The organism is Sphingobium sp. AS12 (genome assembly GCF_019097845.1).
GTDB lineage: Bacteria > Pseudomonadota > Alphaproteobacteria > Sphingomonadales > Sphingomonadaceae > Sphingobium.
Window position 1 is genome coordinate 1 of record NZ_JAHRGM010000046.1, and the last position, 14417, is coordinate 14417.

18 protein-coding genes are annotated in these 14417 nt (G+C 63.1%); 14 read left to right on the forward strand and 4 right to left on the reverse strand.

Annotation, left to right across the window (positions count from 1 at the left end):
• The 8 genes from KRZ98_RS16275 to KRZ98_RS16310 form a co-directional block, all read left to right on the forward strand.
• Window positions 1-986 (forward strand): acyl-CoA dehydrogenase family protein (locus KRZ98_RS16275; protein WP_217674492.1); only part of this gene is annotated, 986 nt, incomplete at its 5' end.
• A gap of 16 nt (window positions 987-1002) precedes the next feature.
• Window positions 1003-1365, forward strand: coding sequence for a hypothetical protein (locus KRZ98_RS16280; protein ID WP_217674493.1), 363 nt, complete (start codon window positions 1003-1005; stop codon window positions 1363-1365).
• Window positions 1362-1841 (forward strand): nuclear transport factor 2 family protein, encoded by a 480-nt coding sequence (locus KRZ98_RS16285; RefSeq protein WP_217674494.1) that lies wholly within the window; start codon window positions 1362-1364, stop codon window positions 1839-1841. Before KRZ98_RS16280 ends, KRZ98_RS16285 begins: the two co-directional genes overlap by 4 nt.
• Window positions 1838-2965, forward strand: a complete 1128-nt coding sequence (locus KRZ98_RS16290; RefSeq protein WP_217674495.1) for an amidase — start codon at window positions 1838-1840, stop codon at window positions 2963-2965. The genes KRZ98_RS16285 and KRZ98_RS16290 overlap by 4 nt, the downstream gene beginning before the upstream one ends.
• Window positions 2908-4224 (forward strand): Rieske 2Fe-2S domain-containing protein, encoded by a 1317-nt coding sequence (locus KRZ98_RS16295; protein WP_368389841.1) that lies wholly within the window; start codon window positions 2908-2910, stop codon window positions 4222-4224. Before KRZ98_RS16290 ends, KRZ98_RS16295 begins: the two co-directional genes overlap by 58 nt.
• A complete protein-coding gene (locus KRZ98_RS16300) occupies window positions 4217-4726 on the forward strand; it encodes an aromatic-ring-hydroxylating dioxygenase subunit beta (RefSeq protein ID WP_217674496.1) in 510 nt (169 codons plus the stop codon). The genes KRZ98_RS16295 and KRZ98_RS16300 overlap by 8 nt, the downstream gene beginning before the upstream one ends.
• Window positions 4727-4733: 7 nt before the next feature.
• Window positions 4734-5480, forward strand: a complete 747-nt coding sequence (locus KRZ98_RS16305; RefSeq protein WP_217674497.1) for an SDR family NAD(P)-dependent oxidoreductase — start codon at window positions 4734-4736, stop codon at window positions 5478-5480.
• A gap of 139 nt (window positions 5481-5619) precedes the next feature.
• Window positions 5620-6351 (forward strand): response regulator transcription factor, encoded by a 732-nt coding sequence (locus KRZ98_RS16310; protein WP_217674498.1) that lies wholly within the window; start codon window positions 5620-5622, stop codon window positions 6349-6351.
• Window positions 6352-6473: 122 nt separating this feature from the next.
• Here KRZ98_RS16310 and KRZ98_RS16315 read toward each other — a convergent pair whose 3' ends face one another.
• A complete protein-coding gene (locus KRZ98_RS16315; protein WP_254798571.1) occupies window positions 6474-6665 on the reverse strand; it encodes a MipA/OmpV family protein in 192 nt (63 codons plus the stop codon).
• 185 nt (window positions 6666-6850) lie between these two features.
• Here KRZ98_RS16315 and KRZ98_RS16320 point away from each other — a divergent pair, with 185 nt between their 5' ends.
• From KRZ98_RS16320 to KRZ98_RS16340, 5 genes are all read left to right on the forward strand, one after another.
• Window positions 6851-7117 (forward strand): hypothetical protein, encoded by a 267-nt coding sequence (locus tag KRZ98_RS16320; protein ID WP_217674499.1) that lies wholly within the window; start codon window positions 6851-6853, stop codon window positions 7115-7117.
• 628 nt (window positions 7118-7745) lie between these two features.
• The gene (locus KRZ98_RS16325; protein ID WP_217674500.1) at window positions 7746-8729 is read left to right on the forward strand and encodes a hypothetical protein; all 984 of its coding nucleotides are present in this window, start codon (window positions 7746-7748) and stop codon (window positions 8727-8729) included.
• A gap of 10 nt (window positions 8730-8739) precedes the next feature.
• On the forward strand, window positions 8740-9582 hold the full coding sequence (locus KRZ98_RS16330) for a hypothetical protein (RefSeq protein ID WP_217674501.1): 843 nt from the start codon (window positions 8740-8742) through the stop codon (window positions 9580-9582).
• A gap of 49 nt (window positions 9583-9631) precedes the next feature.
• The gene (locus KRZ98_RS16335) at window positions 9632-11155 is read left to right on the forward strand and encodes a S8 family serine peptidase (protein WP_217674502.1); all 1524 of its coding nucleotides are present in this window, start codon (window positions 9632-9634) and stop codon (window positions 11153-11155) included.
• Between the two features lie 65 nt (window positions 11156-11220).
• Complete coding sequence (locus tag KRZ98_RS16340) at window positions 11221-11511, forward strand: hypothetical protein (RefSeq protein WP_217674503.1); 291 nt, start codon at window positions 11221-11223, stop codon at window positions 11509-11511.
• A gap of 210 nt (window positions 11512-11721) precedes the next feature.
• Here KRZ98_RS16340 and KRZ98_RS16345 read toward each other — a convergent pair whose 3' ends face one another.
• Genes KRZ98_RS16345 through KRZ98_RS16355 form a run of 3 tightly spaced genes read right to left on the reverse strand, consistent with a single transcriptional unit; the run spans window position 11722 to window position 13267 of the window.
• The gene (locus KRZ98_RS16345; protein ID WP_254798573.1) at window positions 11722-12027 is read right to left on the reverse strand and encodes a transcriptional regulator; all 306 of its coding nucleotides are present in this window, start codon (window positions 12025-12027) and stop codon (window positions 11722-11724) included.
• Window positions 12024-12488 (reverse strand): hypothetical protein, encoded by a 465-nt coding sequence (locus KRZ98_RS16350; RefSeq protein ID WP_217674504.1) that lies wholly within the window; start codon window positions 12486-12488, stop codon window positions 12024-12026. Before KRZ98_RS16350 ends, KRZ98_RS16345 begins: the two co-directional genes overlap by 4 nt.
• Before the next feature lie 29 nt (window positions 12489-12517).
• Entirely contained in the window at window positions 12518-13267 is a 750-nt protein-coding gene (locus KRZ98_RS16355; protein ID WP_217674505.1) for a CPBP family intramembrane glutamic endopeptidase, read from the reverse strand.
• Window positions 13268-13499: 232 nt separating this feature from the next.
• Here KRZ98_RS16355 and KRZ98_RS16360 point away from each other — a divergent pair, with 232 nt between their 5' ends.
• Entirely contained in the window at window positions 13500-14252 is a 753-nt protein-coding gene (locus tag KRZ98_RS16360; RefSeq protein WP_217674506.1) for an SDR family oxidoreductase, read from the forward strand.
• Window positions 14253-14417 lie beyond the last annotated feature (165 nt).

The window sequence follows — 14417 nt, forward strand, 5'->3', positions numbered from 1 at the left end:
TTGGGGGGGATGAACGACCTTTCGCGGATATACTGCGTCTTGTCGAGCGGATCGCCCAGGCAGACGGCTCGGCGGGTTGGGTCGCAAGCTTCGCTCCGCAAACGGCCCTCTATCTCGCGACTCTGCCGCTCAGGGCTCTCGATGAAATCTATTCGGATGGGCCTGACACGGTTGTCGCCGGCGGCCTTTTTCCCATGCAGACCGCCCAGGTTCTTCCTGGAGGCTATCTGGTCGACGGGCAGTGGTCCTTCGCGAGTGGATGCCTTGGGGCCTCCTGGCTCGGCGTGGGCATGTCCGTCGAGGGTCAGCAGGGTGAAGGGACGACGCCGCTGATCGCAATGCTGCCTGCCTCTGCGGTCGAGATCGTTCCCAACTGGGATGTCGTCGGTCTGAAGGCAACGGCGAGTCATGATCTCAAGGTTGTTCGCCAGTTCGTCGCAACCGAATTTACCGGCCGACGCGGGGGAACGCCGCTCGTGGAAGGCGCTTTATACCGTTTTCCCGCGCTGTGCGGCGCCGCATTCTTCCACGCGGTGGTGGCTCTTGGCATAGCGCGGGCGGCGCTGGATGATCTGCGGTCGATCGCCATTGGAAAAATATCGATCAGCGGAGCCCCCCGCCCTGCGGACCGCGGTTTTGTCCAGCTTGCGGTCGGCAAGGCAGAGGCCGAACTCCGTTCCGCCCGTGCCTTCTTCTACGAGCAGGTTGAGGTCGTCTGGGCGGCTGTCAAGCGTGGCGACGTGCCCACCATCGATGAGAAGGCTCTCGCCCGCATCGCCGCCAGCCATGCGGCCGAGGTCGGCTGCGCCATCACGCGCACAGCCTTTCGCCTCGCCGGCACGACGGCGACCAGAATGTCCTGTTCCCTGCAGCGCCGGATGCGCGATGCAGCCATGATCACGCAGCACGCTTTCACCAATGAGGGCAATGTCGAAAGCGGGGGACGGGTATTGCTGGGGATCGAGCCGCCCGCCGGCTTCCCATGAAAGGGAGGATGAAGCCATGACGCAGGCCACTGAACCGCTGCGAGCGCTTTTTTGTATCGGCATCACGCAAGGCTTCCACGATTTGCCCGCTGCGCAGGCGAAGGAAGTCATGGCCGTCTTCATCGAAGCATTTCGCGATCTGCGCGGTCGCTTCGGTATCACGGTGCTGGGCACGTTCGACGACGACCAATTGACGGTCGGCGCCGCTTCCGGCGGCTGGCCGTGGACCGCCTATATCCTGGCCGACCTGCCCGATCTCAAGGCCGCCGTCGCAATCTGCGACATCTTCCGCTCGACAAGGGCACTGGACGGCCAATTGTGGAAATTCGCCAGAATCGAGGCGCGGATCGGCCGACAGCTCTTTGCGGGCAACGAATGAGCGAGATACGCCGCCTCGCCAGCGTGTGTCTTCACCGCTATTTCGCGCTCTGCGACCGTCCGCGTCGCGTTGGCCAGACGAGCTATGGCGATCTCTTTTCCGCTAATGCGATATGGGAAGGAGTCGGTGGCCGCTATGCCGAGCGCTTCGGCCGGTTCGAGGGGCGCGACGCCATCGCGGGCGCCATGCGCCTCGCGCTGGATGAGACGCCAAGCTACCGGTTCAATCTGCACCTGCTGACCAATGAGCTTTGGATGCCGGGTTCGGCTTTGACCGGCGCCTGGCTTCTCCAGCAGTTTTCCGTGCTGAACGATGAACGGGCGATCGAGGCAACAGCCGAGATACGAGTCACCTTCGACGTGGCCGGCGGAGCAGTCACTATCGCGCGGTTCAGAACGCGCAATCTCATGTGGCGGGAAGCCGTGGATGGGATCGGTGAGAATGCGGATCTCGCCGGGCTGGAAGAGCTTTCATGACCTCAGGCTATCTCGTTCGCTTCCCGACAAGAGGAGAGAGTCCTCGACTCGCTGTCAAGGATTCGATCGACCTGGCCGGTCAGCGTACCGGCATGGGCAGCCCGGCCTTCGCTCAGACGCAACCCGCACAGCGCAATGCCGAGGTGGTCGACAAGCTGCTCGCAGCCAGGTTCGAAATCGCCGGCAAGACCCGCCTGCACGGGCTTGCCCTGGGTGCAACCGGGATCAACGCCTGGAGCGGAACGCCCATCAACCCCTCGTTCCCCGAACTGGTGCCGGGTGGCTCATCGAGCGGCAGCGCCGCCGTGATCGCAGCCGGCGAAGCCGAGCTTGCCATCGGGACCGACACCGGCGGTTCGGTTCGTGTCCCTGCGGCATGCTGCGGTGTTTTCGGCCTGAAAACAACAGCCGGGCTCATTTCGCGTGCCGGTGTCCATCCTGCCGCTTCCTCTCTCGATGTCGTCGGCCTCTTCGCGCGCGACCCGGCCGTGATTGCGCGGGCCTTGCATGCCGTCACCGTCGATGCGCCGCTATCCGACAGGCCGATCCGCCGGTTGGGCAGGATTCAGATCGCTGCGGACCTTGACGTGGACGCTGCGGTCACCGTCGCCTGCGTTCACGCAAACCTGACGGTCGACCCGGTCGTTTGGCCGGGCATGAAGGCGGCTTTCAAGGCAGGCCTGGCGCTTATCAACGCCGAGAGCTGGGATGCTTATGGCGAGCTGGTCGAAGCGGGCCTTTTGCCGGCTGACGTTTCCGAACGTCTGCGCGCCGGCAGCAGGGTGACCGATGCCCAACGGCTCGAAGCCGAAGCCGTGCGCCGGCGGGCCCGCCTTGAGGTCGATGCGCTGCTGGCACAGGTCGACGCATTGCTGCTGCCGACGCTTGCCATTTTTCCGCCCAGCCTGGCCGAGGGCGGTGCGGACCCTTCGGGCATCGCACTGACGGCGTTGGTCCGTCCGTTCAACCTGACCGGGCACCCTGCTTTGTCCGTCCCTATCGCCCGAACCAAGCGCGGTCCCATCGCGATGCAGATCGTGGGACGCCTCGGTTCCGATCTCGCGCTGTGCGACTTCGCGAAGAACATGTTTCCCGCCAATCACAACCAAGGAGGCGCCGCGTGAGACTTGACCTCGACTCCCTGCCCGCACTCGTCGGCCCCGACTGGATCGACGGGCGTCTCTACACCTGTGCGGACATATTCGAACGCGAGATCGAACGCATCTTCGAAGGTGGCTGGGTGTGGGTCGCGCATGAAAGCGAGGTGGCGCAGGCGCGCAGCTTCAAGACTTTGGCGATCGGTCGCCAGCCGGTGATCGTCACGCGCACCGACAAGGGCGAACTGGTGACCATGCTGAACCGCTGCCGCCACCGGGCGGCCACGGTCTGCCAGGCCGAAAGAGGCCACGCATCCCGATTCGTCTGCGCTTATCACGGCTGGAGCTATACTCCTGAAGGCCGGTTGGTCGGCGTTCCCCAGCCGGAAGGCTATGAAGGCGTTCTCGACCGTTCCGCGCTCGGTCTCAAAACCTTGCGGACCGAAAGCTATGGCGGTCTGGTCTTCGCGAGCCTCAATGATGCGGTCGCGCCGCTTTCGGATTATCTTGCCGATGCAAAGCCCTGGATCGACCGTTTCAACCGTCAAGCGGCCGGTTATCCGCTTGTCGTTCTGGGCGATCATCGTTTCCAGTTCGAGGGCAATTGGAAGATCCCGATGGAGAATACCACCGACGGTTACCATCTTCCCGTGGTCCACAATTCCTATTTGCGCTTCGTGGAATCGGAAACCTCCGACCGTCTGGCGAGCGTCATGGCATCCGACGAACTCTATTGCCTGACGCTCGGTAACGGACATAGCGTCGGTATTTTCGACGCCGACGCCATCGATCTTGATCTGCCAAGCCGCAAGCCTGTCCCCAAGCACTATGAACAATTGGCTCGCGAGTTGTCCGGCTCGCTCCCTACCGCCGACGTCGCCCGCATATTGCGTGCGGTCGGCGGTGTCGGTTTCAATCTCAACATCTTCCCGAACATTGCGCTGTCCGGCGCTTTCCTGCGCGAATTGCGGCCGCTCGGCGTGGACCGGACCGAGGTTCGTCACATCGCGCTCGGCATGGGCGGCGGTCCCGCGGCGGCGAACAGGGCGCGCCTGCGGATCCACGAACAGTTTCAGGGTCCGGCCGGGCTCGGCAGTTCGGACGACCGTGAAGCCTGGGAGCGCGTCGCGCGCGGCGCCCGTGCCGGCGGCGACATGGCCGTGCTCCTCAATCGTGGCGTCAATCGGGAGCGTGCCGCCGGCAACGCGCGGCGTGCGCATGCGACCGACGAGCTTGGCATGCGCGCCGCGTATGCGCGCTGGCGGGAGGTCATGGCCGATGCCTGATTTCCGTTCGGACCGACCGCTGGATACCAACCTTCTTGGGCGAGCCAACGATGTTCTCTTCCATGAAGCCGCGCTGCTCGATGGGCAAGACTATGCCGCCTGGCTGGAGATGTGGGCGCCGGACGCGCTGTACATAGTGCCCACGGCTTACGAGTCTCTCGAAGACTATTCTACGGTGCTCAACTATATCCATGACGATGCCGATATGCGCAGGCGCCGGGTCCAGCGGCTGCTGAGCGGCAGCGTGCACGCAATGACGCCACCGTCACGTACTTTGCGCTCCGTATCGCAGGTCCGCCTGCTCGAACGTGACGCCTTGAGGGACGAGGTGCGGGTGACCTCTTCGCTGTACATCCTGGTTGCCCGAAGCGGAACGCAGCGTATGATCGGAGCACAAGTCGAACACCGGCTCCGTCTTGGTTCGGCAGCACCGATCGCCGGCAAAATCTGTAGGTTGCTCGACGCTGATCAGGCGCAGGGCGACCTCACGTTTTTGATCTGAGCCGAGCATGCGTAGTCGCACTGATATCGCTCTAGTCACCGGAGCCGCGCGCGGGCTCGGCACGGAGATCGCCCGTGCCCTGGCCGGGCAGAAAATGCGTGTGGTGCTGGCGGACATCGACGCGGAAGCGGTCGAGGCCGCCGCCAGGGAAATCGATCCGTCGGGTGAGCGTGCGTTCGGCATTTCGCTCGACATAAGGTCAGTCCAGTCGATTGTGCAGGCCCGGGTCCAGATCGAGCGGCGCTGGTCGGCGGTGTCCGCACTGGTCAACAATGCTGCCGTTACGCCCATGACCGGCCTATGGGACATCACTGCTGAAGAGTTCGACGCCGTGGTCACAACCAATTTGCGCGGCACCTTCCTGATGTCTCGCGAATTTGCCGGACCGATGCGCGCGCAGGCTTATGGCCGGATCGTGAATCTGGGATCCTTGGCTGGGCAGTCCGGCGGCTCCGGAACTGGTGCACACTACGCAGCCAGCAAAGCCGGCATCGGTGTCCTTACCAAGATATTCGCGCGCGAACTCCAGTCTGCGGGCATTGCCGTGAACTGCGTTGCCCCAGGTCCGCTTGACGGTCCGCTTGCGCGGGCTGCTGCACCTGAACTCTTCGAAAAAGTGAAGCGCGCAATCCCTGTCGGGCATTTGGGCGACATGTCTTCCATCGCCGCTATCATAGCCTGGCTGGCCAGCCCCGATGCGGACTTTGTCAGCGGCGCCTGCTGGGACATGAACGGCGGTTTGTCGATGCGCTGATTGCAAGTGCGATTTCCATGGCGGCTTCCTTTTTTGCGCTCATTTTGTGCTTGCAAATATATTCCTTTTCATATGAATTGGCGTTCATAAGGAAAGGGGGATGTTGAAAAGGGCTACCCAACAGGCGGGAGCTATCTCAATGGCTTTGATACAGAGCGAACATCCGTCCACTACTGCGCGTACCGATGTCTCAATCGGTTTGGCCCGAAAGTCCATTGATGCTCGCATCGGGCCAATTGGCGATGGTGTTGCAGTTGCTCTGATCAATTTCAACGCGATTGAAAGCAGCCATCTGCGGACCTCGCTCGCCAACGATGTAACACTCATAGATCAGATAGGGCGGCCTGACGTACCCGATGTTCTGCTATACAGGCATCGTGTTTGGCAGAAATTCGATCCATTGGTTAAGGAGGCGCAGTCTAGGGGCCAGCGCGTAATCATTTTGACTGACGCTCCCTCGGTCGCTTTCGCCGTGAGCGCCGTGCGTGCGGGCGCCTGGGACTTGCTGCCGGTCGATAGCCCGCCGTTCGCGCTCAGGAGGGCAATCATGGAGGCAGTCGAGGCGGGGATACCCCCTCCCGAAACTGGCAAGCTGCCAAATGAACCGACGGATTTCTCGCCCGAGGACTTTTCGCGTCGCGCCTCGTCATTGTCGCCACGTGAACGGGAGGTGTTGGCGAGCGTCGTTGCGGGAAAGCCAACCAAGGTGATCGCCTACGAGCTTGGTATCAGCGTGAAGACCGTCGACATTCACCGGACGAACATCAAACGGAAGTTCGGAACCGCTACGCTCACCTCTCTTCTTCGCAACATTTTTCTTCTGGGCGGGCTACCTCCTATTCGGCCTGTCAGCAATTTGGCTTCGAGATGAATCGGTGGCGTTAGTTGGCCGACCACACGCGGATATTGAGTCCCGGCACAGTCAGGACGAGACGGTGCTCAAGGCACATAGGACAGCCCCGGCCGAGACCTGAAGAATCGCGCCTGCATGGGTCAGAAAGAATAGGAGAGCGCAAGACCGGCCAGCCCCTGATGGCGCGATCCTTCCTCACGCACGATCGGGCTGTCGGCCGCATCGCCCAGCAAATTGCCGTAGGAAATCCTGACCAGCAGCCCCAGCGCGGATCGAACTAACAGCCGAAGGTCGCGCCCGCCGCGACATCGCGCAGCGAAGCGCCGGGCCAATAGGCGGCAAGACCACTCCGCCGGTCTTGCCTATCGCGGCCTTGCCGGCGATCCTCCTCCTCCGGCACCGGCGGTTACGGGCGAAGTTCTGTAGCGCGCATTCGGCGGGTCCGGCTGCTAGCCGGCCGGGTTTCTCCATGTGTCCAAGTGACGCGATTTTCGATCAATGGGTTTGCACAAACAGGATGGGTAAATATGCTCCGCTGGGCGCCTTCCTCAGGCGCTGGAAGAGAAAGAACGCCACTGCCGACACGGTGGAACTGACCTTTGCCGATGTCGAGCGTATCATCGGCGCCATCCTGCCGCGCGGCGCGATATCTCGCGACTGGTGGGGCAATGCGCCGGGCGACGAACGCGGCATTGTCCAGTGCCGGGCCTGGCTCAATGCCGGATTCGAGGCGCATCCGGTCGAAGGCGCTGAGCGTGTCCGATTTCTCAGAACCGACATCTGAGCTGCCGCAGCAGTATGGCGATCGCGGTCGCCGGATGCGGCCCGGTCGCACTTGTCTCGTGCTGCTTTTACCGATCGGGTGGGGCAGCTTCCCGAAACACTCCCTCACCGATGATCATGATCCGATCCCCGAAGCGATTCCGGGGCGGGCGATCCAAGATTTCCGCCGGGCAGGACGATGGCAACATTCTGCATCATGCCTTCATCCTCATGGTCTCTACCGGCCGTCGCCGCACTGTCGGCCACCCTCCGGCGCGAGGCTGCACATGTACGAAGAATCTGCCATCCCACGGACACACCATATCGTTAGCGAAAGGAGCCTGATTTCATCATTTCCTATGATCACTGGCTGGCTTCGGCACAGCAGTCATGTTATCTATGCTTCGGGATCGCCATCAGACAGAATTTCGCAGTTGGTCAAGAGTCGCATTGAACGAAATATTGTAAATCGTTTCTCAATTGAGCGTGCCCGTCTCATTCAATTTCCGGCCGTTTTCATCACCAGACCCGACAAGCGACGCCGATCAAGTGTAATCGTCTGATCAGAATGTAGTACCAATCCATGTTTCGGTGCGGTCGCGTTCATCCTGTTCGCGTCTTGCCGTATCGGACAGTCAAGGGGGACGGAGATGCGGATCGTCGCCACGGCTTTGGTCGGGCTCCTGCTTTCATCCTGCGCCGCTGATGTTCTTCGGCTCGAATATGCCGGCCAGGTCTCGACCCAGGCCGGTGCGCTGGTGCAATCCGCCAAGGGCTATGTCGCAGATGTAAAGGCGCGGCGCCGGGAGGCCAATATCGCGCTGGTCGCGAGCGACCCGTCCTGTAGCTGGGGCGATGTGCTGGTCATCGATCGTCGATGGCGCCCGCCGGCCGGACTGTGCGATCTCGCCGGAGTTCCCCCGGAACGCCAGGAACGCATCGACCTGCGCCCGCTGTCGCAGGACGCGCTCAAGACAATCACTGTCGCCATTGCCGGCGTGGCGGCCTATCAGGCGGCGCTCGCCGACGTGCTCGAGGACAAGCCGCCCGATGCCAAGGAAGCGATCAACAGCGCGATCGGCTCGCTCTCGACGGCGTCGTCGGACATCAACCGGATAGCGGGCGAAAAGCTGTTCGACCTCGGCGTGCTCACGAGCGATCGCGCAAAGGCCGTGGTCGACCTGATCGGCACGCTCGTCGCCCTCCAGCAGACCAGCCTCAAGGTCAACGCCGTTCGCGCCGTAGTGGCCGAGAAGGACAGCAAGCCGCTTCTGTCGGCGCTGGATGATGGTGTGACGAAGCTCGCCGCGTTGCAGGACGCGAACTCCGCCTCGCGGCTGCTCTTCGCGCTCGATCTGGCTTATGGCCGGGAGCGCGCGAATGCGGACTTCGTCGGTCGCCGGGAGTGGATTCGGCAGATCGCGGCCGCAGCCGACGATTCCCCGGGAGCGCGCGAAGCGCGCATAGCTGCGTTGCGTTCAGCGCTCACCCAGCTCGCGGCCATCGATATGAAGTTGCGGCAGGCGCTTGCGGGGGAATTCTCCAAGGCCGATCGCCAGCGGATCGCGCGCGAGAACCGGGCACAGATTCTGGGAATATTGTCGCAGGTCGCGGCGATCTTCCCGGCCATTTGAGGAGAAAACGATGGCAAGCGCCGATATCGTGGTCAACGCGTTCATCCGGTTGCGGGACAGCCTCACGACGCTGGCGGCGCGTACGTCGCTCAATCCCCAGAAATCGATCCTGCTGCACCGGGCGATGATCGCGGGATCGCTCGCCGAGCAATGCGCCGCGCGCTTTGGCAATGGCGACGTTCCGGGCGGCGATCGCGCCGCCGCGGCAGCCGATGCCGCGAGCACGGCGGCCGGAAATGTCGATGCGCAGGAGGCTACCGCCGTGGATGCCGTGATCGCCGCTGCCGATACGGCTTGCGACGCGCTCAGCGCGATTCTGAGTTCGGTCTTTTCCGCTGCGCGGCGGGTCGTCCGGGAAGGGGCCAGCAATTTCGTGGGTTCGCTGCGCGTATCGCCGCCGGTGCCTCGTACGGGTGGCCCGGTCGGCTTCGGCGCGCCCGCCGTCGGCGGGGCCGCCGCCCAGGCGCAGCCGACCTACGCCGTCAGCGTCGCCAAACTCTTCCCGGTGGAGGCCGCGACAGCCTTTCCGCTGGCGCAGGCCTATTCCGAAGGCAGCGGCTTTACACTTTTGCTGTTTATCATCGTGATCCTCGTGTTCATCGTGGCGTTGCGCTATTTTGGCACGCTCAAGGACGGCAAACCGGCCAAGTACGAGATCGGTATCGCCGTCATCTCGTTCCTGCTCTGGATAGGTTCATTGAAGGGCTACTGGATCAAGGAAGGCGGCCATCCGGTCGACTGGATCACCCCCGACGCCAGCGCCGGCCTGTTCGGGATCGCGACGATCATGTGGGTCGCGCTCGTGCCCTATATCGCCGAAGCCACCGCGGAGAAGGAGCCCGACGGGCAATAGCCGCAACCGAATTTTTCTTTTGGACCAATAGTTCGCAGGATAGTCCGACATGTCAGATCCCGTCCCCGAACCTGCCGATGCTCTCGAAGCGGGCGTGATCGCGGCACCCGGCCCGATCGCCTTCGGGGAAGGCCTTGAAGGCGTCATTCGCGAGTCCGAGGCGCTGAGCGAGAAGGTCGGCGAGCTCGCAAACGATGTACGTGTGACCCTTGCCGTCACCACGCTCGCGAACGCGCCGATCCAGAATCAGCGCGGCGCTCTCACCATGGAGAATTATGCGGACTATCGGCCGGTGCCGCATCTCATGGACGAAGCTGTAGCGCGGGCTGAAGAGCTGGGGCTGACGGTCGTCAAGCGCGGGCGCTTCGGCATTACCGTGAGCGGTCCGGCGGAGCTGGTAAGCGAGCTCACCGGCGAGCCGCTGATCATTCAGGCGCGGCAGAGACGCGCGACCAGTGGCTCGGGACGCGCGTTCGCACGCAACTATGCAGCGCCCTATCCCGGCGACCTCTTCCTGTCGCCGGCCCGGTCGCTCGCGGTGCCGGCCCAATTCTGCGATGCGGTCGACCATCTCGTGTTCACGCCCCCGCCGCTTTATTTCGCGCCGCCTTCGCCGGTGCCGCCGCCCTACAGCTTCCATGGCGTCGATGACGCGGCCATCCGGCGCCTGCTCAACGTGCCCGCGGCGCAAACCGGCGCCGGCGTCACGATCGCGATGGTCGATACCGGCTTCTTCGATCATCCCTTCTTCGCCGCCAGCGGCTATGACTACGTTGCCGCTCCAACCTCGTCCGAACCATCTCCGCACATTGATGATAACGGGCATGGCACCGCGATGGCCTCGAACATCTTCGCGGTGGCTCCCCAGGCGAAGCTCCTGGGATTCAAGCAAAGCTCTCCGCCCCAGGATGCGCTCGAAGACGCCGCCGACGCAGGGGCGGATATCATCAGCTGCTCTTGGGGATACGACTATGAGCAGGTCTTCCCGATCCTGCAGGCGACGCTGCTCGACATCATCCAGGAGGGCAAGATCGTGCTCTTCGCGGCAGGCAACGGCCATTATGCCTGGCCGGGAAGCCAGCCCGAGGTCCTGTCGATCGGCGGCGTCTTCTGGAACGAGCAGCAGGAACTTGAGGCCAGCAACTATGCCAGCGGGTTCATGAGCAGCCTGTTCCCCGGCCGCCGGGTGCCCGATGTCTGCGGACTCGTGGGGCAGCTGCCGCGCGCGATCTACATCATGATGCCGACCCAGCCGCAAAGCACGATGGACGTCGATCATGGGGGAACGCCGCATCCTCAGCATGACGAGTCGGCGTCGGATGATGGATGGGTCGGGGCGAGCGGCACCAGTGCGGCGACGCCCCAGGTCGCCGGCATCGTCGCGCTCATGCTCGAGCGTGCCCGCGAACTGGGCAAGCCGCTGTCGGCGGGATGTGTCCGCTCGATCCTTGAATCCACCGCGGTCGCCGTCACCAAGGGGCGCAACCAGATGGGCATGCCCGCCGTTGGTCAGCCGAGCACGGCGGTCGGCTGGGGCCTGGTTGATGCGACGGCCGCGATCGCGCAGGTGTGAGATATATTTGGCGTTAAGAAAGCAGGGCCTATATAAGGCTCTACAAGCATGAGGCAGACGGTCAGTTGGAACGTACCGCAACAGTCAGAATTCGGTTCCCCGGCGCCACGGGCGGCATCGCGCCGAGCCGTACGCTGCTCGAGCAGGCCGCGCACATGCTGGAAGAACATGGGTTCGCGATCCAGCGGATCGGTCGGCGTGGGGTCAGCGTCAAGGCCGACCAGGCGACTTACCTGCGTGAACTCGGTGTCACATTGCCGGCAAGGGGAAGCGTCGTGGAAGCGCCCGAGCCGCATCTTCCCTTGTCCAGGCTGGTCGATCTGGTCGAAGCGGCCGAGGCACCCGTATCATTCTAAGCGCATGGGTGTCCGCCATCCTGTGGTAATGATCTAAATCGAGGCATGGCGTGTCTTGCGGTAGCGCGACGCGTTCATCAGCACACTCAAATGGCGTTGGATGCGACCCGATCCAGGATCCGCATTGGACGAAGCCCGCAATTGGCACGCTACCGGCCCGGCGTCGCGTAATCCGTCCGGCAGCAATGCGCCTCGGTGTAACTGATGTCCCTATTCCGCAGCCGTCGGGAGATCGGCGACGAGCGTACGCAGGGCGGCAACATGGCGATCGAATGCCCGCTTGCCCGTCTTCGTCAATGATGCCCAGGTGCGCTGCCGGCCGCCTACCGCCGCCTTGCGGAGGCGCACATAGCCTGCGTCCCCTAACGCGGTAAGGTGCTTGGACAGCACCGAATCGCTGACCCTGGTAAGTTCGCGCAACTTGGCGAACTCCAACTCGCTCACCTTGGCGAGAAGCGCCGCGATATGGAGACGACTTGGCGGGTGCAGCACCATATCGATCCCATCGATGCTCATACGGCGTCGCCCAGCAGTTCGCGGCAATAAGCGCGGTTCCACGCATAGCTCGCCTCCAGCGCCACAAGGAAAGCGATGGCCGCGATCCCGAGCTTGACCGCCAGCGACAAGCCTGTGAAGCGTGCATAATATTCGAACGCCACCGCTCCCAGCATCGCCGCGAGTAGCGCCATCGTGACGGGCAACGTCAGCCCCTTGCGATAGCCGTTGATGAACATCCCGTAGCGGCGCCGGTCGTCCGCGGCTACCCAGGCGACCCCCGCCAGCCCGGCAATGGACAGGGCAGCTTGCGGCAGCCACTCCAGTCCCGACGCAAGCACCAGCACCGCCGTGATGGCGGCGAAGACGGCGTGACGCCAGAACGGGCAGTCGGTCGCCTTCAATGCCAGTTCGCGCCGCATGTCGGCGATGTCGTCGAGCGCTGCGCGGGCATCTTCAGGGTCGAATGCTTCGGGGCTCATCTGAACATCCTCGGATTGAATATGGATCATCAGTTCGTTGCGACCCGGGCGTGCCACCGCAGCGCGATTGCCGGGCGCAGCGCCAGCGCGATCAGATCGATCAGCACATGGATCAGGATGGGCTTCAGCAGGGAACCACTGGATAGATAGAGCCAGGCGAACCACACGCCAATCCCGAGCACGACCAGCATGCCCTTCCATCCCTGATACCAATGGGCGAGCGCGAAGGCGCCGGTGGCGATCGCGAAGCCCGCGAATGCCGAGCCGGTGACCTGTGCCGCCAGCAACGGCAGTGCGAGGCGGAAAAACAACTCCTCGGTAACGCCGGCGTTGACCGCCATGGGCAGCGCGGCGACGATCTCGGCGCCGTTGCGCGGCAGCAGCGGCTCGATATTGCCAATCATCGGCATCGTCATTTTGCGAATCTGCAGCGTCCAGAGCAATACGGAAAGTGCGAGCATCAGCGCTACGCCGATCAGCGCGCCGACGACATAGTCCGTGCTGCCCGTGCCGACAGCCTCTGGAGCGGTGAGCACCAGCCGAAGTGGCGTGAACTGGGATGGAATTTGCCAGATGTTTGCGAGCGAGCCAGTCATAGCCAGCAGGAGCAGTCCGCCCAGGCCGAACAGAACGAAGGACGTCAAAGTCCATTGCCGGTAGAAGGCGCGCCGCCTTGCACTGTCCTCGAGCAGGCAGAAAGCGCGATAGGCACGAGCATCGGCATAGGCCCACCATGCCAGCGCAGCGAGCACAAGAAACAGGAGCAGGACATGCAGCATGAACAGCCTCCATCGTTTTCCAACATGGAAAGACATAGCATCACTTTCCGATCTAGCAAGTGATAATTTTCCAGACTGGAAAATGATGAGTGCCATCCTGCATTGAACTCGGTGCAGCAGGAGTCGATAAATCTCAACAATATGCGAATTCTGCTGATTTGATCGCAAGCGGCGGGAGGCAGCCGGGGCCGCAGCGCGCTATTCGGAAGCTCCATCGAAACGGAGTATCGGGATGACGCTTCTCAGCGGCAAGGTTGCCATCATTACCGGCGCAAGTTCAGGGATCGGACAGGCCGCAGCGATCCTCTTTGCCGCGGAGGGCGCGTCGGTCGTGCTGGTCGCCCGCCGGCGCGACAGGCTTGAAGAACTGGTCGGGACGATCGAAAGGGATGGTGGGCGAGCGCATGCCGTTGCCGGCGACGTCGCGGAGGAAAGCACGCACGGGGCGGCTGTCGCCGCGGCAATTTCCAAATTCGGCGGCCTGCATGTCGCGTTCAACAATGCCGGTCTTGTCGGTGCCATGAAGCCGATTGCCGACATCACGCCGCAGCAATGGTCGGAGGTGCTTGCAGTGAACCTCACCGCCGCCTTCCTCGGCGCGCGAGCGCAGATCCCGGCGATGGTAGAGCATGGCGGTGGCGCGCTTGTGTTCACGGGAAGCTTCGTCGGCAACAGCGTCGGCTTGCCCGGCATGGCGGCCTATGCCGCCGCCAAGGCCGGCCTGATGGGTTTGGTGCGCGGCATCACGGCGGACTATGCCGCGTCCGGCATACGCGCAAATGCCCTGTTGCCGGGCGGCACCGCCACCGAAATGGCGGGCAATACTGCGCAGCGCGAATGGGCGGCGGGTCTGCACGCGATGAAGCGGATCGCCGATCCGGACGAAATCGCCAGAGCCGCGCTGTTCCTTGCCAGCGACATGGCAAGCTTCGTTACCGGCTCGGCATTGTGGGCCGATGGCGGCAATGCAGCGGTGAAGTTGTAGTGCAAGCTCGGCGGCTGATCCCGGCCACGGCTTTCGTTCCGCGCACCTCCTGCCGGTCGCACCGTTAGCGTGGCGCAGCATCTTTTTTTGATCTATTCCGTGTCGAGCCGCGATCGATCGTAGGATCTCGCCGCTTTGCGAGACCGTATGGTTCGCCCGCTGTTA

Excerpts from the sequence above, each read along its gene's own strand:
- KRZ98_RS16310 (WP_217674498.1), top strand. The coding sequence starts at position 5,620 with ATGGCTTTGATACAGAGCGAACATCCGTCCACTACTGCGCGTACCGAT.
- KRZ98_RS16345 (WP_254798573.1), bottom strand. The coding sequence starts at position 12,027 with ATGAGCATCGATGGGATCGATATGGTGCTGCACCCGCCAAGTCGTCTC.
- KRZ98_RS16285 (WP_217674494.1), top strand. The coding sequence starts at position 1,362 with ATGAGCGAGATACGCCGCCTCGCCAGCGTGTGTCTTCACCGCTATTTC.
- KRZ98_RS16305 (WP_217674497.1), top strand. The coding sequence starts at position 4,734 with ATGCGTAGTCGCACTGATATCGCTCTAGTCACCGGAGCCGCGCGCGGG.
- KRZ98_RS16325 (WP_217674500.1), top strand. The coding sequence starts at position 7,746 with ATGCGGATCGTCGCCACGGCTTTGGTCGGGCTCCTGCTTTCATCCTGC.
- KRZ98_RS16290 (WP_217674495.1), top strand. The coding sequence starts at position 1,838 with ATGACCTCAGGCTATCTCGTTCGCTTCCCGACAAGAGGAGAGAGTCCT.
- KRZ98_RS16350 (WP_217674504.1), bottom strand. The coding sequence starts at position 12,488 with ATGAGCCCCGAAGCATTCGACCCTGAAGATGCCCGCGCAGCGCTCGAC.
- KRZ98_RS16320 (WP_217674499.1), top strand. The coding sequence starts at position 6,851 with ATGGGTAAATATGCTCCGCTGGGCGCCTTCCTCAGGCGCTGGAAGAGA.
- KRZ98_RS16335 (WP_217674502.1), top strand. The coding sequence starts at position 9,632 with ATGTCAGATCCCGTCCCCGAACCTGCCGATGCTCTCGAAGCGGGCGTG.
- KRZ98_RS16330 (WP_217674501.1), top strand. The coding sequence starts at position 8,740 with ATGGCAAGCGCCGATATCGTGGTCAACGCGTTCATCCGGTTGCGGGAC.
- KRZ98_RS16355 (WP_217674505.1), bottom strand. The coding sequence starts at position 13,267 with ATGCTGCATGTCCTGCTCCTGTTTCTTGTGCTCGCTGCGCTGGCATGG.
- KRZ98_RS16360 (WP_217674506.1), top strand. The coding sequence starts at position 13,500 with ATGACGCTTCTCAGCGGCAAGGTTGCCATCATTACCGGCGCAAGTTCA.
- KRZ98_RS16300 (WP_217674496.1), top strand. The coding sequence starts at position 4,217 with ATGCCTGATTTCCGTTCGGACCGACCGCTGGATACCAACCTTCTTGGG.
- KRZ98_RS16280 (WP_217674493.1), top strand. The coding sequence starts at position 1,003 with ATGACGCAGGCCACTGAACCGCTGCGAGCGCTTTTTTGTATCGGCATC.